The sequence below is a fragment of the Pseudoalteromonas sp. SG43-8 genome (assembly GCF_014164245.1).
Taxonomy (GTDB): Bacteria; Pseudomonadota; Gammaproteobacteria; order Enterobacterales; family Alteromonadaceae; genus Pseudoalteromonas; species Pseudoalteromonas distincta.
Genome location: NZ_JACJEX010000003.1, coordinates 125,773 through 150,864, shown reverse-complemented (window position 1 = coordinate 150,864; position 25,092 = coordinate 125,773). Strand labels below are relative to the sequence as shown.

Annotated in this window: 21 protein-coding genes; 10 read left to right on the top strand and 11 right to left on the bottom strand. The window is 39.7% G+C overall.

The features are described 5' to 3' along the window. Positions 1 to 43: 43 nt before the first annotated feature. The 3 genes from H5122_RS08265 to H5122_RS08255 are packed head-to-tail and all read right to left on the bottom strand — an operon-like array spanning position 44 to position 1,779. Positions 44 to 652 carry a flavin reductase family protein gene (locus tag H5122_RS08265; RefSeq protein WP_182681590.1) on the bottom strand — a complete coding sequence of 203 codons (609 nt, stop codon included), beginning with the start codon at positions 650 to 652 and terminating at the stop codon, positions 44 to 46. A gap of 9 nt (positions 653 to 661) precedes the next feature. Further along, a complete protein-coding gene (locus H5122_RS08260) occupies positions 662 to 1,384 on the bottom strand; it encodes an SDR family NAD(P)-dependent oxidoreductase (RefSeq protein ID WP_182681591.1) in 723 nt (240 codons plus the stop codon). Next, positions 1,381 to 1,779 (bottom strand): thiol-disulfide oxidoreductase DCC family protein, encoded by a 399-nt coding sequence (locus H5122_RS08255; protein ID WP_024594554.1) that lies wholly within the window; start codon positions 1,777 to 1,779, stop codon positions 1,381 to 1,383. Before H5122_RS08255 ends, H5122_RS08260 begins: the two co-directional genes overlap by 4 nt. A gap of 120 nt (positions 1,780 to 1,899) precedes the next feature. On the opposite strand from H5122_RS08255, the gene ppc reads away from it, so the two are divergent. Together ppc and cdd are read left to right on the top strand one after the other, a co-directional pair. After that, complete coding sequence (ppc, locus tag H5122_RS08250; RefSeq protein WP_182681592.1) at positions 1,900 to 4,545, top strand: phosphoenolpyruvate carboxylase; 2,646 nt, start codon at positions 1,900 to 1,902, stop codon at positions 4,543 to 4,545. Between the two features lie 136 nt (positions 4,546 to 4,681). Continuing rightward, positions 4,682 to 5,608 carry a cytidine deaminase gene (gene cdd / locus H5122_RS08245; RefSeq protein WP_182681593.1) on the top strand — a complete coding sequence of 309 codons (927 nt, stop codon included), beginning with the start codon at positions 4,682 to 4,684 and terminating at the stop codon, positions 5,606 to 5,608. Between the two features lie 90 nt (positions 5,609 to 5,698). Here the strand turns inward: cdd and udp are convergent, their stop codons facing one another. Continuing rightward, positions 5,699 to 6,454: a uridine phosphorylase gene (gene udp, locus H5122_RS08240; protein WP_007375563.1), complete on the bottom strand. Its 756-nt coding sequence runs from the start codon at positions 6,452 to 6,454 to the stop codon at positions 5,699 to 5,701. 454 nt (positions 6,455 to 6,908) lie between these two features. Here udp and H5122_RS08235 point away from each other — a divergent pair, with 454 nt between their 5' ends. From H5122_RS08235 to H5122_RS08205, 7 genes are all read left to right on the top strand, one after another. Further along, positions 6,909 to 8,018 (top strand): arginase family protein, encoded by a 1,110-nt coding sequence (locus tag H5122_RS08235; protein WP_182671118.1) that lies wholly within the window; start codon positions 6,909 to 6,911, stop codon positions 8,016 to 8,018. A 129-nt stretch (positions 8,019 to 8,147) separates the two neighbouring features. Then, positions 8,148 to 8,837, top strand: a complete 690-nt coding sequence (locus tag H5122_RS08230) for a transporter substrate-binding domain-containing protein (protein WP_182681594.1) — start codon at positions 8,148 to 8,150, stop codon at positions 8,835 to 8,837. Between the two features lie 147 nt (positions 8,838 to 8,984). Further along, on the top strand, positions 8,985 to 10,286 hold the full coding sequence (locus H5122_RS08225) for a hemolysin family protein (protein WP_002959027.1): 1,302 nt from the start codon (positions 8,985 to 8,987) through the stop codon (positions 10,284 to 10,286). Between the two features lie 287 nt (positions 10,287 to 10,573). Beyond that, on the top strand, positions 10,574 to 11,743 hold the full coding sequence (locus H5122_RS08220) for an efflux RND transporter periplasmic adaptor subunit (RefSeq protein ID WP_182681595.1): 1,170 nt from the start codon (positions 10,574 to 10,576) through the stop codon (positions 11,741 to 11,743). A 12-nt stretch (positions 11,744 to 11,755) separates the two neighbouring features. Further along, the gene (locus H5122_RS08215; protein ID WP_182681596.1) at positions 11,756 to 14,890 is read left to right on the top strand and encodes an efflux RND transporter permease subunit; all 3,135 of its coding nucleotides are present in this window, start codon (positions 11,756 to 11,758) and stop codon (positions 14,888 to 14,890) included. Continuing rightward, positions 14,887 to 16,305, top strand: coding sequence for an efflux transporter outer membrane subunit (locus tag H5122_RS08210; protein ID WP_182681597.1), 1,419 nt, complete (start codon positions 14,887 to 14,889; stop codon positions 16,303 to 16,305). The genes H5122_RS08215 and H5122_RS08210 overlap by 4 nt, the downstream gene beginning before the upstream one ends. 96 nt (positions 16,306 to 16,401) lie before the next feature. After that, complete coding sequence (locus H5122_RS08205) at positions 16,402 to 17,025, top strand: TetR/AcrR family transcriptional regulator (protein ID WP_182673616.1); 624 nt, start codon at positions 16,402 to 16,404, stop codon at positions 17,023 to 17,025. Positions 17,026 to 17,093: 68 nt separating this feature from the next. Here the strand turns inward: H5122_RS08205 and H5122_RS08200 are convergent, their stop codons facing one another. The 6 genes from H5122_RS08200 to H5122_RS08175 all read right to left on the bottom strand — a co-directional run bounded on the left by H5122_RS08200 (position 17,094) and on the right by H5122_RS08175 (position 22,757). Continuing rightward, complete coding sequence (locus H5122_RS08200; protein WP_182673615.1) at positions 17,094 to 18,206, bottom strand: HupE/UreJ family protein; 1,113 nt, start codon at positions 18,204 to 18,206, stop codon at positions 17,094 to 17,096. After that, positions 18,203 to 19,228, bottom strand: coding sequence for a hypothetical protein (locus tag H5122_RS08195; protein ID WP_182681598.1), 1,026 nt, complete (start codon positions 19,226 to 19,228; stop codon positions 18,203 to 18,205). The genes H5122_RS08200 and H5122_RS08195 overlap by 4 nt, the downstream gene beginning before the upstream one ends. 53 nt (positions 19,229 to 19,281) lie before the next feature. Continuing rightward, on the bottom strand, positions 19,282 to 19,791 hold the full coding sequence (locus tag H5122_RS08190; protein WP_149603607.1) for an Ig-like domain-containing protein: 510 nt from the start codon (positions 19,789 to 19,791) through the stop codon (positions 19,282 to 19,284). An 11-nt stretch (positions 19,792 to 19,802) separates the two neighbouring features. Beyond that, on the bottom strand, positions 19,803 to 21,395 hold the full coding sequence (locus H5122_RS08185) for a DUF4331 domain-containing protein (protein ID WP_182681599.1): 1,593 nt from the start codon (positions 21,393 to 21,395) through the stop codon (positions 19,803 to 19,805). Between the two features lie 157 nt (positions 21,396 to 21,552). Next, positions 21,553 to 22,236 carry an anti-sigma factor domain-containing protein gene (locus H5122_RS08180; RefSeq protein ID WP_182681600.1) on the bottom strand — a complete coding sequence of 228 codons (684 nt, stop codon included), beginning with the start codon at positions 22,234 to 22,236 and terminating at the stop codon, positions 21,553 to 21,555. Next, positions 22,233 to 22,757 (bottom strand): sigma-70 family RNA polymerase sigma factor, encoded by a 525-nt coding sequence (locus H5122_RS08175; RefSeq protein WP_024595876.1) that lies wholly within the window; start codon positions 22,755 to 22,757, stop codon positions 22,233 to 22,235. Before H5122_RS08175 ends, H5122_RS08180 begins: the two co-directional genes overlap by 4 nt. 349 nt (positions 22,758 to 23,106) lie before the next feature. On the opposite strand from H5122_RS08175, the gene H5122_RS08170 reads away from it, so the two are divergent. After that, complete coding sequence (locus tag H5122_RS08170; protein ID WP_165742538.1) at positions 23,107 to 24,726, top strand: diacylglycerol kinase family protein; 1,620 nt, start codon at positions 23,107 to 23,109, stop codon at positions 24,724 to 24,726. Between the two features lie 51 nt (positions 24,727 to 24,777). Here the strand turns inward: H5122_RS08170 and H5122_RS08165 are convergent, their stop codons facing one another. Next, positions 24,778 to 25,086: a VF530 family DNA-binding protein gene (locus H5122_RS08165; protein WP_024591820.1), complete on the bottom strand. Its 309-nt coding sequence runs from the start codon at positions 25,084 to 25,086 to the stop codon at positions 24,778 to 24,780. Between the last annotated feature and the right edge of the window lie 6 nt (positions 25,087 to 25,092).

Genomic DNA, 25,092 nt, shown 5'->3' with positions numbered 1-25,092 from the left:
TGCGATAAGAGGCTATTAGTTTATAGCCTCTTAAAATGGCATATTATTTTTTAGCGTAAGGTAAACGCGTGAGTTTATTACTTGTGTGGTAGCTATCAAGCCCGGTTACTGCCACGGTTTCAATAGCCTGTAAATCTAAAAAGCCATCACTTTGAAGTGCTACTTCATCTAAGTACACGTCAGTAATTTCACCGATTACAAGCTCTGTGCCATTGATGGCTAAATGTTGGTTTTCTACAAATTTAACCGAGTACTTTAAGCGGCTTTCTTTAACAAAAGGAGCTGCAAAGTCATTTAAATATTCGGGCGTTAAACCTGTCGCTGTAAATTCCGACTCGCCCTTATTGTAGCGGGCTGATGTTTGATGAGCTTGCTTATAAATGGCCTTATTAACCTGATTAATAGTGTAAGTGCCGGTTTCGATTATGTTTTCGAACGTATGGCGAGGCACGCTATTTGGGCGCATTATCATGCCAACTAGCGGCGGGTGAGCACCTAAATGAATAACTGAGCTAACAATGGCGAGATTAGTATTGCCTTGTTTGTCTTGCGTGCCAATTAAGTTGGCGCTTTTAAAACCTGAAAGCGAATTAATTAAATGAGTACGAGTGTGTTTTTCAAGTGCGTTTATGCGTTCTTTAGTAAAATGCATTAAAGGTCCTTACCACGGTATGGTTTTGCCTTGCCAATCTAAGTAGGCAGGCTCACCATTGAGTTCTAAATGAAGGTTATTAAAAGTAAGTGTAAAAAGCTGCTTAGCTACAAATTCAGCTGTAAAGAGTTTTCCAGCGGGTACGTTTTTTTGAAATGGCTTTGAAAGCGCAGTATCAGTAGTCCCTGGGTGAAATAAAACGAGCTTGGTATTTTTAGCTCGGCGTGAAAGCTCAATCGCTGCGGTTTTAAATAGCATGTTAAGAGCTGCCTTAGAGGCGCGATACGTATACCAACCGCCTAATTTATTGTCGTTAATGCTGCCCACACGCGCACTGAGTGCTGTAATAGTACAGTGCGTTTTATGTGTTAAGAGCGGCAAAATACTCTGCAAGCAAAGTAGGGGGGTTAGGGTGTTTGAATTGAGAAGTTGGCTAAAATACTCAGCGTCTAAATCCTCCAGCTTTTTTTCGGGCATATGGGTTTCGTTGTGCAGTGTACCATTGAATATAATAACTTGTTGTATATCGGCATTTTGCTCTTTTAGGTAATTAGTGACGCGCACTAAACTTTGTTTTGTATAGTCAGTATGCAGGTGGACAACACTAGAGTCAGATTCAATACTTTTTGAACTAATACAAACTATCTGATGAGTAGGCGTGTTTATTTGTAGATGTTCTATATATGCATTTGCTATGGCACTGCTTGCGCCGAATAAAACAATAGTTTTCATTTATCACCTTTTGCTTTTAGTCCACATTGGCCGTTACTGCACTGAGTATTTGGCATTAAAAAGCGACTGATGGGGTGTCGATACTTAGCAAATAACAGGTATCCGCAGTCAGCGAAAAAGCGAATTATTGGCAAGCGAAAAATTTTCAACCAGCTGTGTTTACCCACTATTTTCCATGCTTCGTACGTTACATCAAGCCCGTAAATCATTTCACCTGATTGCTTTTGGGCTTGCAGGTAGTTCATTGCTTTGTCTTTATCAATATACGAGTAGCGTTCACTAAAGTCGCTCGCGTTAAGATCTTCAAGCGTAATTAGATTTTTAGAGTCTGCGTGTTTTAGTTGCTGCATTTCGGTGCTACAAAGTGGGCAGTTTCCGTCGTAAAAAATGATCATGTAATTGCTTTGTGATTATTTTATATATACTTTTTTACGACAAGACATTGCAAATGGATCTATTAAATATCTCTTCATGATGATATTAATAGTGTCCTACGAAACAAAGGAGAATGAGAAATGAGTGAACAATATGCCGCCTTGCGAGGTAATGTAAATTTACTTGGGCAATTACTAGGACAAACTATTAAGGATGCTCAAGGCCAAGCTATTTTAGATAAAGTAGAAGAAATTCGGGCTTTATCTAAATCATCTCGCAGTGGTAATGAAGACGACAGACAAGCGCTAATAGACGTTTTACATGCGCTTAGTGATGAAGAGCTTTTGCCGGTTGCCCGTTCATTTAATCATTTTTTAAACCTTGCTAATGTAGCAGAACAATTTCATACCGTTTCGCGTTTTAATGACGTTGGCCTTGGTCAACAAAACCCTCTCACTCAAACATTAAAAACGTTAGTTACAAAAGCAGAACAAGGCCAGCTAGATAGTAATCATTTGGCCGAAACACTCTCAAAACTCCACATAAACTTAGTATTAACCGCCCACCCAACCGAGGTGACGCGCCGTACTATTATTAACAAACATGTTGAACTAAGTGATTGCTTAGCGTCATTAGAGCGAAAAGATAACTTACCGCTAGAGCGAGATGCTATTTTAAATCGTATTGAACAGCTTATTAGCCAGGCTTGGCATACCGACGACATTCGCCGCTCTCGCCCAACGCCAGTTGATGAAGCTAAATGGGGTTATGCGGTAATCGAAAACAGTCTTTGGCACGCTGTTCCGCGCTTTTTACGTGAATTTTCAGCCAATGTGAAAGAGCAATTAAGTTTAGAGCTACCAAAAGATTACAGCCCGATTGAGTTCACATCTTGGATGGGTGGAGACCGTGATGGAAATCCATTTGTAACATCGCAGGTTACAGCAGAGGTGCTTGACCACGGTCGTTGGATGGCGCTTAACTTATATATTCAAGATTTAAAAACGTTATGCGCTGAATTATCTATGTCAGACGCCAGTGAAGAGCTTATTGAGTTGGCAGGTCAAGACTTTGAACCATACAGAGCGGTGATCAAAAAGCTTAAAAACCAAGTTGCAGAGACCGTGGCTCACCTGGGCGCTAAAATTAAAAATAAGCGTAGCGATTCACAAGATTTAATTACTGATATTAATCAGCTTAAGCACCCTGTAGAGGTCTGCTACCGCTCGTTATTAAAGTGTAATATGAAAGTAGTTGCTGATGGATTACTGCTTGATTTACTGTACCGTATTAATAGCTTTGGCTTGCGTTTAGCTAAACTCGATGTGCGCCAAGATTCGTCTCGTCACAGCGATGTTTTTTCTGAGCTGACTCGTTATTTAGGTTTAGGCGACTACAACCAATGGCAAGAGCAAGATAAACAAGCTTTTTTACTTACTGAACTTAACTCTCGCAGACCGCTTATTCCAAAACATTGGCAACCAAGCCCTGATGTTCAAGAAGTGCTAGACACCTTTGATGTTATTGCTAAGCAAGACGAACAAACATTTGGCTTGTATATTATTTCGATGGCGCGAACAGCATCAGACATTTTAGCAGTACAATTATTGCTAAAAGAAAGCGGCTGTAGCTTTGATTTACCAGTAGCACCCTTGTTTGAAACACTCGACGATTTAAACGCAGGCAGTGATGTAATTACTACATTACTTGATAATGTTTGGTATCGCGGGCACATTAAAAACACCCAAAATGTAATGATTGGTTACTCTGATTCTGCTAAAGATGCCGGCATGATGGCAGCAGGTTGGGCGCAGTACGAAGCTATGGATAAATTAGTGCAGCTTGCTGATGAGCGTGGTATTGAACTTATTTTATTCCACGGACGTGGTGGCACAGTAGGGCGTGGTGGGGCACCTGCTGCACAAGCGCTGCATTCACAACCGCCAGGTTCGTTAAAAGGTGGTTTGCGTGTAACCGAGCAAGGCGAGATGATCCGCTTTAAATTTGGTTTACCCGATGTAGCACTGCAAAGCTTAAATATTTACGCAGGTGCAGTACTACAAAGTAACTTATTACCGCCGCCGGAGCCAAAACCGCAGTGGCGTGAAGTAATGAAGCTAATAAGTGAGGAGTCGTGTGAACACTACCGTAATGTAGTTCGCCACGATGAAAACTTTGTACCTTACTTTAGAATGGCAACGCCTGAGCTTGAGCTGTCTAAGTTGCCGCTTGGCTCGCGTCCTGCAAAACGTAATCCTAATGGTGGCGTTGAAAGCCTGCGTGCTATTCCATGGATTTTTGCGTGGAGCCAAAACCGCTTAATGCTTCCTGCATGGTTAGGTGCGTTAACTGGCTTAAAAGCTGCGCTTAATAAGTACGGCGCAGAAACACTCAACGAAATGAGCCTAAAGTGGCCATTCTTTAGATCGCGCTTAGAAATGCTAGAAATGGTATTTAGTAAAGCCGATTGCTGGTTGAGTGAGCATTACGATAATGCGCTGGTGGAAGATATGTACAAACCATTGGGTGTAACACTGCGTAAAGAGCTTCAAGAAGCGATTAGCTTGGTGCAATCACTTAGCCCACAAAAAAGCCTACTCGCCGAACAACCTTGGATTAAGGAGTCGATTAGTTTACGTAACCCGTACACCGATCCACTTAACCTATTACAGGTTGAGCTTTTACGCCGTGCTCGCTCAGAGGAAAAACGAAACGAAGGTGACATTGATAATGCGTTAATGATCACGATGACAGGTATAGCTGCAGGTATGCGTAATACCGGCTAACACTTTATTTTGTTAGGGATACCTATTGGTATTAAAAGGGAGCACGCGATGTGCTCCCTTTTTTTGCGTTAAATAGGCTGGTATTTAATACCCTAACCTTTTAAACTACTTAGCCATTGAATAATTAAAAAATATTATGGCTTCAGCAACTTTTACTGTACAGCAAGATACAGCACTTACAAATTCGCACATCACATTAAGCGTAGCGCAAACAGCGTCATTACGTAGTCAATTAAAATCACAACGTGGCATATTAAATTCTAATAATATTAAAGCGTTATGCACGCAACTCAATGTGTCTGATGATGTATTACTACAAGGTTTAGTACCTTTAGCTTCTGAGTATGCCGTTGCGCCAGTGTCAGGTTTTCATGTAGGCGCAATTGTTAAAGCACTTGATGAAAAGGGTGAGGTAAACTTTTACTTTGGTGCAAATGTAGAGTTTGATCATCAAGCATTGAGTTTAGTGGTTCATGCAGAGCAATCGGCTATAAATAACGCATGGTTAAACGGCGCTAAAAAAATAGTTAAAATTGCTATTAGCGATGCGCCTTGTGGGTATTGTCGCCAGTTTATGAACGAACTAGCTGATGCGAAAGAGTTTGATATTTTACTTCCTGATCAGCAATTTAAACTTGCTGAATTACTGCCGCATTCATTTGGACCTACCGATTTAGGTAACGAATTTAGCTTATTTAACCCAAAACCACAGCAAGGTAATTTTAGCTTTGATGGCCTTGATGAAACCCTTGCGCGTTTTGCACTTAATGCTTACGTGCCTTACAGCCACAACTTTAGCGCCGTAAAAATAAGTACATTTAGTGATGGTGACTTTTACGGAAGTTACGCCGAAAATGCAGCTTACAGTCCAAGTTTATCGCCACTACAAAGTGCACTAAGTCAGTTCTTTTTAGCTGGGCTTAGCTTTAACGAAAGTACGGTGAAGGGAATAACATTGCTCGAAACAGCGGGTCGTGAAAACCAGTCGCAAGTGGCAAAAGCTGTACTTGCCAGTTTTACGCATTTACCTGCACTTAAAGTAATTAGCGCACCACTTAAATAGTAGCTTGCATACAATAAAGCACAGCCAGAGCTGTGCTTTATTAAAGCGAGTCATTCTATCGAATTAACTCACTGACTGCTATAACCTGTATTAATCAAGTAATACTTTAGCTGCTTCTAATACTACTGCTACAGATTTACGCTCAATTTCACCGTGGTCTACATTTGGTATTTCTTGGCGAGTACGGTTAACAAGTACGCCTGCTACACATGCTGCTTGTAATCCAAGGGCTGCACACATAGTAAATAATGTTGCCGATTCCATTTCGTAGTTCATCACGCCCAATTTTTGCCACTCTTCGCAGCTACCTTGTAGTGATTTAGGAACGTAACCAGAGTGCGTATCGTAACGCTCTTGCCCTGGGTAGAATGTATCGCTTGATGCAGTAATACCAATATGAAAATCGATATTTAGGTTTTTACATGCTTGTACCATAGCTTGTGTTGCATAAAAGTCAGATACAGCAGGGTAGCTAAGTGGTGCAAAATGTTGGCTAGCTCCATCTAAACGTACAGACGCTTGGCTAATTAAAATTTCGCCTTCGTTAATGTGTGGCTGAATTGCACCGGTTGTACCAATACGTAAAAATTTACGCACGCCAAGTTGTGCTAATTCTTCTACTGCAATCGACGTAGATGGACCACCAATACCTGTAGAACATATAACCACAGAGTGGCCGTTTAATTGACCTAAATAAACATGAAACTCGCGAGTTTGAGCAAGGCAGGTTGGGTTGTCTAGGAATTGTGAAATACGTGCTGCACGATCTGGATCGCCTGGTACAATCGCAAGTTTTGCACCTTTAAGATCGTCAATACATAGTCCTAAGTGAAATACCTTTTCCATAGCTAAGCCTTTTATAATAATTTGTTGTCAATCTAGCATGATTGCTAGAAACGTTTATCAAGTACAGGACGATTGTCCGTTTTATCTTAACTCTTCCAATTAAGCCTTAATAATTTTAAGGGCTAATTTGATTTATTCACCAACTATGAATATTCACTCAAGTACTTATATACGTAGCCTTGTTGCGCTGTTGACATGTTCAAGCAGACATAATAAGTATCACTCAAGCGCGTAACTACGATTAAATGAATGATTACAGATTTTCATTAATATCAAATAAATTCAATTACTTAAATTTGTAGTGAACACGTAAAAACTAACGTGTTTACTTATATTAAGCACTGACTTATTTAGCAAAGTGGCATTTATTTGAAGTTTAGGCATTTTTAGTGATTTTGCATAACTACTCAAAAGTAATTAGCTACGTACAGAATAAAAACCGAAGGAGTTTATTATGAGCACACAATTTGAAGCATTTAAAAACAAAGTTGAACACTGTTTGTGCGCACCAGGCGATGGCGTATACACAGTAAATACTGCAAAAGAGCGCAAAGCCGCACTGCGTAATAAACTTTACGGACAAACTGAAAACGTTGATAACTTGTGGCGCGAGTCTTTAAACGAATTACCAAACTCACCACATAAAGCCGTTATGTTAGGTATTAGTTCAGACTGTGGCGGTGGGATATTACGCGGAGCAAACTGGGGGCCACTGTTTGTGCGCTCAGCTTTAATTGATCAGCAACCTCAGTGTCATTCGTTTGATTTAGGTGATGTACGTGTAATCCCACATTTACTTCATGACAAATACCTAAATGATGCAACCATTTCTAATTGCCAAAAAGCCTTATATGGTGATGAAGATAACGATTATTACGTAAGCCCGTTATCAATCACTGAAGATGTGTGCGACAGCTTTTACGCAACGTTTAAAGATAAAGGATTATTTGGTATTGGTGGCGATCACTCAATTAGTTACCCACTTACTAAAGCGTACTTAAAAGCAAAACGTGAGCAAGGTAAGCGCACGGCTATTATTCACTTTGACGCGCATACCGATTTACTTGTGGAGCGCTTAGGTATTGATTTATGTTTTGGCTCGTGGTGTACACATATACTAGAGTTTTTACCGGCGCCGCATCATTTAATACAATTTGGTATTCGCTCAAGTGGCAAGTCTAAAGCGCATTGGGAAAATACTTTTGGTGTTAAACAGCACTGGGCACATGAAATCATTGAACGCGGCGCAGCAGCGGTTGCTGCCGACGCTATTGCACAGTTAAAAGCCGATAACGTTGATGAAATATACGTAAGCTTTGATATTGATGCACTTGATGCTGAATTTGCATCCGCCACAGGTACGCCAGAGCATCACGGTTTAACGCCTCAGCATGCGCTTGATATTTTATCAGCCATTGCGGATGAGTTCCCGATTACGGGTGCAGATATGATGGAGATAGCGCCATTTACCGACAGCTCTTTAGTTGGCCAATCAAGCTCAGAAACGACACTTAGAGAAGGCGCTAAAATTTCAGCCTTTTTAATTAGTGCGATGAACAAGTAAGCTGTAGAAGCTATAAATACTAGCACTATCAGCGTATAAGTGTGCATTACACGACTAAAAACTAGCAGTTCATAAAGCCTCAGCTATATTTATTAAATACATATAATGAGTTAGTTGAGGCCTCGCTAGATGAAATTGTTGATCTTTTTATTGTTCATTAGTTGTATTAAAGTTGATGCAGCTGAAATTACAATAGTAACGGAAGTATTTCCGGACTTTCAGTATATTAATGAAGATAACAAACTCGTTGGCCGCTCTGTCGATAAAGTTCATAAAGCGCTAGAAGGTACAGGTATAAACTACACTATGTTGGCTCATAGTTGGGCCATATCCTACAATGCAGCGCTACGCGATAAAAACACCTGTATATTTTCGATTGTTCGATTACCTAATAGAGAAAGTAAGTTTAACTGGGTAGGTGAACTGGAAAGCTTTGACTCTGCCATTTATGGTCTAAAGTCCAGAGGTATAAAGTTAAACACTCTCAATGATGCGAAAAAATATAAAATAGCAGTACTGCGTGATAACTTTAGTCATCATTATTTGCTTGAAAGGGGCTTTAGTGAAAGCAAGCATTTATTACTCATCGATAGCCTAGATAAAATAGATAAACTCATAAGCACTCGTCACCGTATACTTGATTTTGTTATCCTCAACAAAAAGCAATTTAACTATCGAGTTAAAACAGAGCCTAAGCTTGAGTTACTAGAACCATTACTTGATTTAAACACAACTCAGTCTCCGTTATTTTTTGCCTGTAATATAAATATGGATCCGGCTTTAGTTTCTCAATTAAAAGTTGCCTTTAATAAAATTTAAGCACTTTAAACTCACTGTTTTACCTCTTAAATAATTGAAAATTAATAGCTTAAATATATTTCGTAAATATAAATTGCTGCGTTTAAAAAACCGATTATAATCCAGCTGCTTTTTGTTTAAAAAAGCGCTAACTTATTGGAGCGTTAAATGGGTGATTTAATCGGGATTAGCTTATTGATCTTGATCAGTGCGTTATTTGCTATGTCAGAAATAGCAATTGCAGCGTCGCGTAAAATAAAACTGCGGGTGATGGCAGATGAAGGAAATATAAAAGCAGCAGCGGTATTAAAGCTACAAGAAAATCCAGGGGCTTTTTTTGCCATGATCCAAATAGCACTCAATGCAATAGCAATATTGGGTGGTATTGTGGGCGAGCAAGCTTTATCGCCTTATGTTGAAAGTGTTTTAGTGCTTTTTTATCAAGGTGCACACTTAGAAAAAATTAGCTTTTTATTCTCATTTTTTACTATTACATCTCTGTTTATCTTGTTCGCCGATTTAATGCCAAAGCGTTTAGCGATGATCATGCCAGAAGCTGTCGCTGTTAGAGTCGTTACAATAATGCGCTGGGTAACCTTTGCCTTAACTCCGCTAGTGATGTTTTTTAATGGGGTAACTAACTTTGTGCTGCGCTTATTTAAAGTCCCTGCTGAGCGAGAAGACAACGTTACAACTGAGGACATTGTTGCCATGATGGAAGCGGGTGCTGCATATGGTAGTTTGCAAAAGCAAGAATATGAACTCATTGGCAATGTGTTTGACCTAGAAGCGCGGTTTTTATCAAGCGTAATGACGCCACGCGACCAAATTGTCTATTTTGATTTAAACGAATCTAGCCATGATATTGCGACCAAAATTATTGATCACCCTCATAATCACTTTTTAGTAGTGTCAGGAAATTTAGATAAATTGCATGGCTCTGTTGAATCTAAAGATATTTTACGACAAGTACTAAAAGGCGAAGCCGCCAATATAAACGATGAGCTGATTGATAAAGATGTTTTTTACTTACCTGAAACATTAAGCCTATCAGAAGCTTTAAATGCGTTTAAAAGCGCAGCAAAGCCATTTGCTGTTGTCGTAAATGAATACGCGCTTTCGGTAGGTATTGTAACGGTAAAAGATTTAATGAAAGGGTTTATGGGTGATTTAATTACTCATCAAGGTGATGAATTAATTATAGAGCGCGATAAAAATTCATGGCTTGTAGATGGGTTAACTCCAATTACCGATTTAGCAAAGGTACTTGATATAGAAGAATTTCCTGATCAGATGCACTATGAAACTGTCGCTGGATTTTTAATTTACAGTATGAAGCGAATCCCTAAACGTGCAGAGCATTTAACTTTTTCAGGCTTTAAGTTTGAAGTTGTTGATGTAGAGGGCATTAGGGTAGAGCAGTTGTTAGTTTCAAGAGTTATTAATCCACAGAACGACAACCCCCTTTAAAAAAGTAAGATAGTCGTTTATATAACTAGCCAAGCTGTTTTTTGCTTGGCTTTTTTGTGTCTATTTAAAAGTTCTGTGCTTAAAATGAGTGGTTATTTCAATCTGTTTAATTGCTTTATTTTTCAAACAGCTTTGATTCTATTTTCATCAAATTAACATTAAATGCTACCTAAGGCGTATATTATATTCAATAGTGTAAGTTTGTGTAAATTTCTCCTTATTAAGATTCATTATCAGCGCATTTTAATTTAGAATGATCGTTCACTCTAAACTAAAAGGTATTTAACATGCAGCGTTCCCGCATCGCTTTATTTGTATTGTCAGCCCTCGTCGGTTCTGTTGCTTTAACTGGTTGTGATCAGGCTGCTGAGCAGTCACAAGCTTCAGCTCCTAAAGCTGTCCCAGTGGGTGTAATTACAGTAAAAAGCCAAGCGCTTACTCTCAAAAAAGAACTTCCTGGTCGCATTAGTGCATTTCAAATTGCTGAAATTCGTCCACAAGTAAGTGGTATTGTGCAATCTCGTTTATTTGTTGAAGGTAATGAGGTTAAACAAGGCCAAGCACTGTATCAAATAGACCCTGCTACATTTGAAGCAGACTTAGCAGCAAGTGAAGCAAGCGTAGCGCGCGCAGAGGCAAGCATTGCCAGCTCTAAATCAAAAGCATCGCGTTATAAAGAGCTTTTAAAAATTAAAGCCGTGAGCCAACAAGATTTTGATGAAGCAGATGCCGCATACAAGCAAGCTAATGCTGAATTATTAACAGCTAAAGCGCAGTTAAAATCAGCGCAAATTAATCTCGATTACAGCCACGTCTCTTCTCCTATTAGTGGTCAAATTAGTAAATCAAGCGTAACAGTGGGTGCACTTGTAAGTGCCAATCAAAGTACAGCACTTGCTACAGTAACTCAGTTAGATCCAATTTATATCGATTTAACACAATCAAGTAATGAGCTTACCCAGCTTAAAAAAGCATTATCATCAGGTGCTCTAACTGTCGATTCGGCTAGTCAAACTGACGTTGAACTTATTATGGAAGATGGCTCTATTTATCCTCATAAAGGCACATTACAGTTTTCTGAAGTGACCGTTGATCCAAGTACTGGCTCAGTAACACTGCGTGCTAAATTTTCAAACCCAGAAAAATTATTACTGCCTGGCATGTATGCCCGAGCTTCTATTGTGGAAGGTGTTAAGGCGGGTGCTATTTTAGCTCCGCAACGCGGCGTTAGCCGTAATTCAAAAGGCGAACCAACAGCAATGGTTGTCAGTAAAGACAACACAGTAGAAAGCCGCGTATTAAAAGTAGATAGAACTTTTGGTTCTGATTGGCTTGTTACTGATGGCCTAAGTGATGGCGATAAGTTAATAGTTGAAGGTTTACAAAAAATCCGCCCTGGTGCACCTGTGAACCCATCTGAAATTCAATCGTCTGCTAAAGCCGATCAAGCGCAATAACGGAGAGTTTTAATGTCACGATTTTTTATCGATAGACCGATATTTGCTTGGGTACTCGCTATTGTAGTGATGCTTGCAGGTATTTTGGCGATTAGGAGTTTACCTATTTCGCAGTATCCTTCAATTGCACCACCTGCAGTGAGTATTACTGCAACGTACCCTGGTGCATCTGCACGAACACTTGAAGATACGGTAACGCAAGTTATTGAGCAAAAAATGAAAGGGCTTGATGGCTTGCTTTATATGTCATCTACGTCTGAGTCGAGTGGTTCTGCTACGCTTACACTTTCGTTTAGTGCTGAAACTGACCCTGATATTGCACAAGTTCAAGTGCAAAATAAACTAGCTACAGCGACTCCACTATTACCAGAAGCCGTACAAAGGCAAGGTGTGGTAGTTGCAAAATCAGCGCGTAACTTTTTAATGGTTTATGCTTTTGTGTCTAAAGATGGCAGCATGACCAATATTGATATTGGCGATTATGTTTCATCAAACGTGCAAGACATTGTCTCGCGTGTTGAAGGCGTAGGTGAAGTACAACTGTTTGGTTCTCAGTACGCGATGCGTATTTGGTTAGACCCTGCAAAGTTACAAAATTATAAGCTTACACCTGCTGATATTAGTGCATCAATTAGTGCGCAAAATGCACAAGTATCTGCCGGTCAACTTGGCGGTATGCCTGCCGTTGATGGTCAGCAACTTAATGCAACAGTAACGGCGCAAAGCCGATTACAAACGCCAGAGCAATTTAAACAAATATTAGTTAAAACCAATCCAGATGGCTCTTTTGTACGTCTAGAGGACGTTGCTAAAGTAGAGCTTGGTGGTGAAAGCTACCGCGTTGTTGCTCGTTACGATGGGCAACCTGCATCAGGTTTAGGTATTAAATTAGCCAGTGGCGCTAACGCACTTGATACCGCAGAGGGCGTTAAAAAAGCAATTGAAGAGCTAAAACCGTTTTTCCCTGAGGGGTTAGATGCCGTAATACCTTACGATACAACTCCGTTCGTATCGTTATCTATCGAAAAAGTTATTCATACATTAATTGAAGCTGTTGTACTTGTTTTTGTAGTGATGTATTTGTTCCTACAAAACTTTAGGGCAACGCTTATTCCAACAATTGCCGTACCTGTGGTTTTACTAGGTACATTTGGTATTTTATACACCTTTGGTTATTCAATAAATACGCTAACGATGTTTGCGATGGTACTTGCCATAGGCTTATTGGTAGATGATGCAATTGTTGTTGTAGAAAATGTTGAGCGTTTAATGACCGAGGAAAAACTCTCGGCACTTGAAGCTACACGTAAATCTATGGATGAAATTAAAGGCGCGCTGGTAGGTATTGCCATGGTGCTTTCTGCCGTATTTATTCCAATGGCATTCTTTAGTGGCTCTACCGGTATAATTTATCGTCAGTTTTCTATAACACTCGTATCGGCGATGGGGTTATCTGTTTTAGTGGCTCTTATTTTAACGCCAGCATTGTGTGCAACGCTTTTAAAACCAAGCCATGTACATAACAATGACACGTTGTTTGGCCGGTTTTTTACAGGCTTTAACCGTGGTTTTGATAAAACAAATTCAGGTGCACAAAGCTTTGTAGGGCGCATGCTTACTCACTCTAAACGCTACTTACTTATTTATGGCATGATTGTGGGCGGTATGGTTTATGTATTCTCAAGCTTGCCAACGGCATTTTTGCCTGACGAAGACCAAGGTATTTTGTTTAACCAAGTGTCATTACCAGCGGGTTCTACAACACAACAAACGCTTGAGGTTGTTAAAAAGGTAGAAAACCACTTTTTAAACGATCAATCTGAAGCAGTAAACGGTATTTTTACCGTGACTGGTTTTAGTTTTGCAGGTTCTGGCCAAAACTCAGCAATTGCCTTTGTAAATCTTAAACATTGGGATGAGCGTCAGCGTGACGAGTTATCTGTTCAAGGTGTTGCAGGTAAAGCGATGGGCTACTTTTCAACGATAAAAGAAGCATTTGTTTTTGCCTTTCCGCCACCTGCAATTGTTGAACTGGGAACCGCTAATGGCTTTAATATTTTCTTACAAGACCGTGTAGGTCTTGGCCATGACGCACTTTTAGCTGCACGAAATCAGTTATTAGGTTTAGCAAGCCAAAGTCCAATTTTAGCGGGCGTGCGTCCAAATGGACAAGAAGATATGCCAGAGCTACAACTTGATACAGACCTTGCAAAAGCCGAAGCGCTTGGTGTGTCGCAAAACGATATTAACAGTACACTTTCGACAGCATGGGGTAGTAGTTATGTGAATGACTTTATTGACCGTGGTCGAGTGAAAAAAGTGTATATGCAAGGTGATGCACAATCTCGCATGGTGCCTGAGGATCTAAATAAGTGGTATGTACGCAATGATAATGGCGATATGGTGCCGTTTTCAGCGTTTGCTAGTGCCTACTGGACGTATGGTTCGCCGCGTTTAGAGCGTTACAATGGTTTTTCAGCAATGGAAATTCAAGGTAGTGCAGCGCCAGGTTACAGTACAGGCCAAGCAATGGATGAAATGGAGCGTTTAGTTAAACAATTACCAAATGGTATTTCGTCTGAGTGGACCGGTATTTCATTCCAAGAGCGCTCTAGTAGCGGTCAAGCACCTTTATTATATGGCTTATCGCTGTTGTTTGTATTTTTATGTTTAGCCGCGCTTTATGAAAGTTGGTCAGTACCGTTTGCGGTAATGATGATTGTGCCACTGGGTATATTTGGTGCGATTATGGCAGCGCTTGGCGGTGGCTTATCTAACGATATTTACTTGCAGGTAGGTTTGTTGACCACCATTGGTTTAGCATCTAAAAATGCGATACTGATTGTAGAGTTTGCGATTCATAAAATGGAAGAAGGGCTTGGCTTAGTTGATGCGGCTATTGCAGCTGTTCGCCTACGTTTGCGTCCAATACTTATGACTTCGATGGCCTTTATTTGTGGTGTTTTACCGCTTGCTATTGCCTCAAGCGCGGGTTCTGGTGCGCAAAATGCGTTAGGTATTTCGATTATTGGCGGCACACTTGCATCATCAATATTAGTTGTTGTTTTTGTTCCGTTATTCTTTGTGTTAGTTCGTCGTGTATTTCCTGGCAAGGCTAAAGAGACAACGAAGGAGAGCGCAGAATGAGCATTAAAACATTCAGCCTAAGTGCAATTGCTTTATTGGTGCTAAGTGGTTGCCAATTAGCGCCAGAGCAAAAAGACCTTGCTCTACCAGTATCTGATACTTATGCATCAGATACTGGGCAAAGCGCTGCGCAGCAATTAAATTGGCAGCAGTTTTTTAATGACGAAAAACTACAAACGTTAATTAGTCAAAGCCTTGAGCATAACAAAGACATGCAAATTGCAGTGCTTAATGTGCAGCGTGTGCGTGGTTTATATCAAATTGAAGACTCTGCTTTGTATCCATCCCTTGATTTAATTGCCTCAGGCACGCGCCAGCGTTTACCGGCTGACTTATCAGGTACTGGCGATGCAGCTATTAGCTCGCAATACAGTGCAACAGTGGGTATTACCTCTTACGAGTTAGATATTTGGGGCAAGGTAAGTAACCAATCAGCGCAAGCACTGCAAAACTTATACTCTACAGAGCTTAGTCAATACAGCACGCAGGTGTCTTTAATTTCAGAGTTGGCAAATGCGTGGCTAAATTATGCAACTGATTTGCAACTGCTAGAGCTTGCAAAAGAAACGCTTACCTCTCAGCAGGAGTCATTATCGCTTACGCAAAAAAGCTTTGATTTAGGTGCGACGTCTTCAATTACCCTTGAGCAGCTTAAAAGCACAGTTGCTACGGCAAAAGTAGACATAGCAACGTACAAACGTTTGTTAAAGCGTGATAAAAGTGCCTTAGATTTATTAGTAGGTAAATCTGTTTCAGCTGATTTACTGCCTAATAAAGACCTGACTAACTTGATCAGTATGCCAGAAGTACCCGTTGGTTTACCGTCTGATCTGCTATCACAGCGCCCTGATATTAAAGCTGCTGAGCATTTAATGCTTGCTGCTAATGCCAATATTGGTATTGCTCGAGCGGCGTTTTATCCAAGCATAAGCTTAACAGCCAACGCGGGGTCTGCTTCAAGTGACTTAAGTGGCTTGTTTGATTCAGGCTCGGGGACATGGAGTTTTGTGCCGACAATTAGCTTACCTATTTTTAATATGGGACGTAACCAAGCAAATCTTGATGTAGCAAAAGCAGATCAAGAAATTGCAGTGGCAACGTATCAGCAAAAAATTCAAAATGCGTTTCGCGAAGTTGCCGATGCACTTGCTGATAGAGAAGGTTACCAAGAGCAATTAAGTGCCCTTGATATGCTTATAAGTAGTCGACAAATCACGTTTGATTTATCAAAAATGCGTTACGAAAAAGGGGCAGATAGCTACTTGCAGGTACTTGATGCTCAGCGTACGTGGTACGGCGCGCAGCAACAGTTAATTGCGGGTCAGCAAGCGTATCTTGCGAGTCAAATTAACTTGTACAAAGCGCTTGGTGGCGGATGGAAAGTAGCCAGTGAAACAACTCAGGAAGAGAAATAATATTTGCGGCTTTTAAAGCCGCATTACATATTTATATAGCGAGACTATTTATAGCTCTTGCTTTACTGAGTTTATGACTTGGTAGTGGAGTTGAACATGAAGCCTAAAGCAAAAAGGCAAACAGATCCCGCTATAGCACTTGCTAGGCGTGAGCAAATTTTAACAGCTGCTGCAGAGTGTTTTCGCCGTAAAGGTTACCACGGTGCAGGTATGGCAGAAATATCTAAAACGGCAGGGATGAGTGCAGGCCATATTTATAATTACTTTGAAAGCAAAGAAGCTATTATAGAAAGCATTATTGAAAAAGACATGGAAGAAATGTTCTCTATCTTTCAAAAGTTTGAAGATCACCCTGGTGATGTTTTGGCGGCTCTTTTAGATGGCTTAAATATTGGCGTGCAAAGACACATGGATACAGGCTCATGTGTTATCGATTTAGATATGATGGCAGAAGCGGGTCGTAATATTAAAGTCGCTACTCTTTTGCGTGAAACCGATATTCAAGCAAGAGGGCGCATGAGGCAGCTTTTAACAAGCGAGCGAAGTGCGCTCAAAGACATTGATGAGCGTGAACTTGAAAGCCGAATTAATGTTATTTTTTCGATGATGGCAGGGTTATTACTTAGAAAGCTACTCTACCCTGAGCTAACCGAAGAAACGGTACTCATAGCACTTCGCCCTGCGATGAAAACATTACTGATGCCATTTGATAAAGCGTAGTAACGCTAAAAATAAATAACCAAAAGTAAGCTAGCCAATATTTTGGCTAGCTTTTTTATTTATACTATTTAAAAACGCTCGATTGACCACTGAAGTGCAACAATTGCGATAGCAACGGAGCCCATTGGCATTAACCATTTTTTATACCAAGTGTAGTGTCGTACATAAATGAGTATTGGTAAGGCTATCAGTAGTATACTAAGTTGACCGATTTCGACGCCTAAATTAAACGCCAAAATACTGAGCAGTTGATAGTCGCTCGACAGGCCAAGTTCGCCAAGTACGCTCGCAAATCCCATACCATGTAGTAAACCAAAAGCAAAAGTAAGCCAACCTAAACGAAGTACCAACGGCCACACATTATTTAATGCTGCAAATAAAACAGATATAGCAATTCCAAGCTCTACCCAGCGACTATTTGGTGATACAAGGTTCATAGCGGTGGCGGTAAGCGTAATAGAATGCGCAAGCGTAAACGCGGTTACTATCCATGCTGTGTGTTTAATAATGTGTTTTTTAGAGCTAATACCTTGCCATGCTTTATCGCTGCGTTTTAAAACACAGGTAAGTAACAAAGCGATTAAAAATAAAATATGATCAATACCAATCCAAATATGTAAAACACCTTGGTAAACGTATTGATTAAAGGTACTTAAATAACTTGTTTGTTCAAAGCTGAACGTTTGTTGTGCCTCATTGATATTAAATACACGAGATACACCGTTAATATTTACGATGGATTTATGGTTAGCATCAGTTTTAAAAAAAGCGGAGTAGGAAAGGGTGATTGCTTCATTGTCATCACAGCTAAACTGCAGCGGAATCACTAAATAAGGTTGGTTAAAATGGTTATCTAGCTGATAGATACCTTCACTTTTTAAAGGGCATATTTGCGCGCTTTGCGTGATATTTAAATTTTCTTTAATGAAGTTATTAATTGAGCTGCGTTTTGCTTTTATTTCTGTCCACGAAATTTGGCCGTTTTTATCTAAATCCAGAGGCACTGCGTGCTCTAAGTCGGCAATATTTATTTGCCAAGTACCCGTGTATAGATTTTTGCTGGTGTCGTTATTGTTTTCGCTATTTAAGGTTATATAACTTGTACTTAGTTGATGGGCAAAGCTGTAAGTTGAAAAAATGCACAGCATTAAAGTGAGTATAAATAGATAAGGCGTTTTCATAGTGTATCTCGTTGCATCGCTTTTGCTTGAATAAGTAATTGCTCATCGGTGCTCATTTTAGCCTGCTGCCAATTAATATGAGCCCAGTAAAGTGCTTTTTCGCGATTTGGTTGTACATCAAGGTAATATTTAGCTAAGTCACTTGCATGAAAAGAATCTTTACGAAGCTCTCGTAGCGTAACTCTTTGCGCCATTGTATTTTGCCATTTTTTATCGCGTTTATTCAGTTTTTTTTCTGCGATTGAAAGTCTTAGCAAAATAGCGTCCTCTAAATTACCTTTATCAGGAAGCAGTACGCTTAATGTATTTAATACTTGTTGTGGTTGGTTTAGAGCAATTTGAATATCGGCCCATAAAACAATTAGGCTCACAGGGGCTTGAACTAAATCTACACTTTGTAAGTGAGACAATGCTTGTTTGTAGTTATTTAAACGATAGCTCATTTCACTTAAAACATGGTTTGTAGCTAGGCTAGTTTGATTATTATTTATAATTTTTACTAATGCTTGGTAGCTGTCTAAAACGCTTTCATGTTGGCTTTGTACATCAAGTACACAGGTGCTAGCAGTAATAGTACTTACTTGCCCAATTAAAGCGACGCAGTGTTTTTTTGCTTGTGCAAACTTACCTTGAGTCATAAATATATTGGCTAGCAATAAATGGCTATTACTATGCTGTGGCTCTTTAATCAAAACGTTGTTAGCAATATCAATAGCTTCGTTGAAAAGGTGCTCTTTTTGTAAAACGCGAGCATATAAGTAACCAATTTGAGATGAGGGTGTTTGTTTATATAGCTGGGCTAAACGGGTTTTAAGTAGCCCCTGTAAACGCTCTGTTTGGCCTACATATTGGCTGTTAGTGACTAATGTATTTATCTCCTCAACAGACAGAGAAGCACTAAGCGTTGAATTACTGTTAGCAATAACTGCATCATCTTTTGGGGTAAAAGGCGCAGCGCTTAATGCAAAGGTCGTTAGGCATAAAGTAATAAATGCGACGGACTTAAAAATTGATAAATGCATTATAAATATCCTTTGAAAAAAGCCATCCATGGCCTGTCAGCTTAATTACTTGGTTAGTTACCGTTTGTTGAAATTAATCCATCAACATCGGTATCTGTGTTTGTAAACACCCGACCGTTAACAGTTAACGGCTCTGCATTTGGCGCTTGATTAAATGCATCGGTTGCAAATTGAGCAAAGTCGACTTGTAGTGCGTCAATTGTAATGTTTACTGTTGCAGTTACTTGCGAATTAACGCCATCACTTACACCAAACATAAAACTATCTGAACCTGTCACTTCTTTATTTGGTGTATAGGTAAAGTTACCGTCGCTATTAACGGTAACAGTTCCAAGAGTTGGCTCACTTGTTAACGAATAAGTAAGCGAATCGCCATCATTGTCGGTTGCGCTAAGCATATCGGTAATGCTTACCTCAGTTTGTGTAGTTAGCATTGCATCACTTGCGGTAGGCGCTGTATTTACAACCGGTGTAGGCTGTTTTTTATCATCATCGCTACTACATGCTCCCAATGTTAATGCACTGAGGAGAACACAAATATGGGTAGTTTTTAAATTACGCATTATTTTACTCCTTATTTAGAGCCAGCAAGTGGTGTTGCAAGGTATGGGAATGTTGAGTCCATCATTGTTGCATCAATAGGTGCGCCGTCTGTAAATGGCACTGTGCCTGTATTAGCATCCTCTGGTGCACAAAGTCCTAAATCAGTGTCTTCACCATTTACAGGAATCGGATGACATAAACGACCCATCACAACACGAAGTGCAATATCAACCACATCATCACCCGGGCGACGACCATTTGGGAAGCCGGCTAAATCATTACCCGCTACACCAAATGCAGATTGATCAGCTTGCGCTGTTGCTGCAATGCCTGTATTTAAACGTAGCATTTCTGAAGGTGTTACAGTTGCTTGCTGATTAACTCCTGCAAAACCTGTTAAAAATGCAGTGATTAAATCAGTACGCGGGAAGTTTGTGGGTGCCAGTGTTTCTAAGTTTGCTCCAAGTGTCGTATTAACAGCATCTTTAAACAAAATGTTTAATAACTCTGGTAGTGCTGGGTGAGATACATAATCTAAAAATTGTGCATCATCTTTAGGGTGAGCAGTGGAGAATGTGTCTTTGTCTTTAATGCCAATTACAAGCTCGTTTACAAGCGGGCTACCCAAGCGTGAAACTTGTGTTAAAGCACCACCATTAACACCATTATTAGCAAATTTAGCATTAGGATTTAATACGCGAGCTTGAGGTAGGCTTGCTGTTGTCCATGAACCTATTACGCCGTTACCTTCACCAACAATACAGCTTTTAGGTATTTCGATAGCAATTGATGTTACGTTTTTATCTGCAAGGTCGTCGTTATCAGCTGATTGTGTTATGCCACCAGGAAAACCACCGCCGTCACCAGCACCTGGGGCGCTATCACCCTCTACAGGTACATAGTTTACTAAATCAAATGTTTTACCTAGGTTAACTACAAATGGGTCTTTACGTTGCCCTACAAAAACTTGTGCCATGCTTTCACAGTTAGGAATTGAAACCTGATACACAAATTGGTCAGCATAAGTTTGATAATCGCTCATTGAACCAAATGTTTTATTGCCCACATAATCAAGCGGTTTAGAAAATGTGCTGGAGTTTGATGCAGTGTTATTTAGTAGCGTTGTTTCGCCAGTACGCTGTGCGCCGCTTATCATGCTTATTGTGTATGATTCGCTAAAATTTACAGCGCTGTTATCTCCGGCAGATACACCGCCTACATTTTTAAGCGGTACAGACACGTTGCGTTGATTACCTTCAGGTCCAACAGTTAATTGCACACCTTGATTATCATTAGGAAGCATGCTTTTAAAGTTAAACGCAAATGTAATATCTTCAACAGCATCGCCGTCGTTATCTATATGAATGCTGTAAGTAGCATCTGGGTCCATTGCAAAGTAATTAGGACCGCCGTATGCATCTTGCAGCGGGATGTAATTAGCAATTAATGTGACGTAATCATCACGACCTTGCTCGTAACTATTAAATACATAAAAATCGGTTGAATCTAAAGTCGGGAAACGGCTTATATTTGGCGCTTCTCTGTGGCTAGATGCTTCACTTGGTGCACTTACAAACGTACTACATATTACTACTGCGAGTATTGATGGAGTTAAAGCTTTCATGACTTTGTCCTTTAGTTTTGATTGAAGTCATAGCTAATAACGGGGCGAGATTTAAATTGGATGCAAAAAAGTTAAATTATTTTATTTTTTGTTAAAAAAGTTAGAGAGTAGGTTGGCTGCTTTAAGTAAACAGCCAACTTTGGTCATAATAGTCGGGTTATAAAAGTACCAGCTCTGTGGTGTAAAGCACTTCAGTGGGAGAGCCATTTGGTGAGCCACCAATAGGCTCTAAGCTCACTGCTAACAATGCGATATCACTTGCGTTGAAGCGGTTATCTTTAAATAATATTTTACTGCCTTGCTTGGGCAGTAAACCCAATGAAATAGGTGCATCTTGACCTTTTAAAATCATCCACAGCTCATAATCTTTATTAGTTTGAGCAACCAATTGGCTGCTAGCTTTAATTGAGAGCCCTTGCTCGCTTACATCAATAAACCACAATGATTGTTTATCTTGATTTTGAACCAAAGCAATTTGCTGAGTTTGCATAACATTGGTACTAGGCTGAATAACCAAAAAGGCTAAAACAATGCATGCGGCAGTTGCCACAAAAGACCATGTACGCCAAATTGAAGGCTTGGTATGTATGACTGTTTTACTTGTTTGTGGTCTGTTCTCAATACGCTGTAGTATATTTACCCATACATCGTCACGTGGCGTTTGCGGTGTAATAGCACTCGCTAAGTTGTTTAGGTTTTGCTCCCACATATTTGTTGCTTCACGTGCTTGATATGAGTTAAGTAACAGACGCTGAAAACGCTTTCGGGCAAGCCCTCTAAGTGTGCCAAGCACGTACTGACCAGCAAGCGCGTCTAATAGTTCGGGTTTATTATAATTCATAATGTTAAACACCTTTGTAGCTGCATAAGCCCACGCCTGATCCAGCTTTTAACTGTACCTAATGGCGTTTCTATATGATCCACTAACTCGCTATGACTCAGCCCCTTATAATAAGCTAAGTGAATAGCTTGTTTTTGTTGCGGCTCAAGCTGTTCGATACAATTGACCAGTTTCGTTTCTTCATCGTAATTAACGTCGATACTTTCATTTTCATATTCGTCATCGCCTAACGACTGCTCTTTTCGTACTTTGTGATAGCGAAGTGAGTCAAGACTTCTGTATCTGACTATACTTATCATCCAACTAATAACGGTGCCTTTAGAGGCGTTATATTCAGATGCGTTATGCCAAATTTTTATAAAAGCGTCTTGTAGTGCCTCTTCCGCATAAGCTCTGTTAGTGAGCATATTTAAGCTAATAGCAAAAAGTTTGCCGCTAGTTTGTTGATATAAGCTTGAGAAAGCATTTTTGTCTCCTTGTGCTGTTGCGCACAAAAGAGGGAGTAAATCATCATTATCCATAGGGGTCCTGTTTTTCTTATTATCATTGAGTAAACGATTGAGGGTGTGATTTGGATGCAAAAAAATTTAATTGCCTTTTAGATTAGCTGCTTTATACGTAAGTACAAGCAATAACCGATCAGTGTTTGAAATTTAGACGTGTAAGTATAATTTATTCACATGTTTGTAAAAAATGCACAAAGAGCGGTCTGTAGTAGATTTTAGTTTATTAATTACTATAGATATCAATGGCCTACTGTTCGCGTTTGAATTTTAAATGGCATTTATATGGCGTGATATTTGCAAAAGACTACTTAAAGCCGTTTAAATTAAGATTATAAATCGGCATTATTTTCACAAAGGAGAGACTATGTGGGCTGCAATTAGTTATTCACTATTAGCACTACTGCTTATTTTTATTGGTTGGGAAGTGAACTCTGTTTATTTTGCTATTGTTTTTTATTGGACTGCGCTGTCACTTTTATTAGTGAGTACCGCGTATATTTTTAATACAGCAAAAATATTTAGAAAGCGTGAAAATGGGGTGATCCCATTTTATATACGGTGGGCGTTTGTGCCATTTTTATTCGGTGTGCAAATTTATAACGCCTGGTCACGTAAGCGCGATAAAGTGCCGCCCATTCAACAAATAAACGAAAACCTATTTTTAGCTTGCCGATTATTTCCCTCAGATATAGACACATTAAAAGATAACGGGATTACGGCGATTTTAGATGTTACGTGTGAATTCGACGGACTCGAGTGGAGTTCAACACAAGAGAATATTAATTATTTAAACATTCCGGTGCTCGATCATAGTATTCCTACCCATTCTCAGTTAAATCAGGCTATTAATTGGATTCATCACCATATTAAAGAAGACCATCGCGTAGTCGTTCATTGTGCTTTAGGGCGTGGGCGCTCTGTTTTTGTCATGGCGGCTTATTTACTGAGCCAAAACAAAAATGCAGATGTGCATGAAGTACTTGCACAAATAAAAGAAACCCGCGAAACCGCAAATTTAAATAAGCATCAACTTCGCCATTTAGCTAAGCGACATAAAAAAGGCGAATTACTGATTAAAAACAAAGCCGTTTTAATTGCAAACCCTGTATCTGGTACACGATTATGGGAAGAAAAAGAGCACTTAATTGTTGCGCGGCTATCGGATTATTACGATCTGAAAGTACTCACTACTACAAAAGAAGTTAACGGTATTGAGCTGGCTAAACAGGAAATTGCGCAAAATCCGGATATTATTATCGCATGCGGGGGAGATGGTACGGTGGCCGAAGTTGCAAGCGTACTTGTAAATACACAATGTAAACTAGGCATCATCCCTATGGGGACTGCAAACGCCCTTGCGCATGTATTGATGGGTATTACCTCTAAATTTATTCCTGTTGAACAGGCTTGTGACTTAATTATAGATGGTCAAACAAGCATAATAGATACTGCTTATTGTAATAATGAATTAGTACTACTGCTCGCGGGTATTGGTTTTGAGCAATCAATGATAGAAAAAGCAGATAGAGAGTCGAAAAATAAGTCGGGGCAACTTGCCTATTTAAATGGTTTTTTTGAAGCGTTTGGCGAGCAAAAATCGCAGTTACTTAAAGTAAAACTCGATGATAATGAACCAAAAGAAATATGTACTAATAGTTTTATTGTGGCCAATGCTGCGCCTTTTACAACGTTATTGGCTCAAGGTGGCGGGCAACCTGATCATAGTGACGGGCTACTCGATATAAATTGGTTAACACCAAATAATGAAGATTCAACCACAGTACTAAGTATTGCAGAGCTGATGTTTAGTAGCTTAACGCAAACACATTTAGCTATAAACTCTCATCATACAAATGCCAAAAGAGTAGAGGTTACAGGCGAAGGAGAGCTTAAGTACGTACTAGATGGTGAAGTTAAAACCGCTCAAAAACTGGTTATTACTATTGAGCCGGCTTCATTAAATGTGATTTGCAAAGAGCAATAAATCGCGCAAGTTATAATCAAAAAAGGAGCTAAATTAGCTCCTTTTTTTACATCACTTTTTAATTGATGGCCAAACAAACCCTGTTGTATCCGGCGCTTGAGAAGATGTTTCTCTTGGTGCACTTTTTGGTCTACGAATAGGCTTATTATTTATAGTGTGAATATAAAGTGCTTCCACTTTATCGCGAGCCCAAGGCGTTTTACGCAAAAACTTTAAACTCGATTTAATGCTGGGTTGATCAGTAAAACATTTAATTTTTACTTGCTCGCCAAGTGTTCTCCAGCCAAGTCGTTGTTCTAACTCAACAAGTATTTGTTCTAATGTTACCCCATGTAGAGGGTTTTTAGGTTGATTATTCATAGCCAT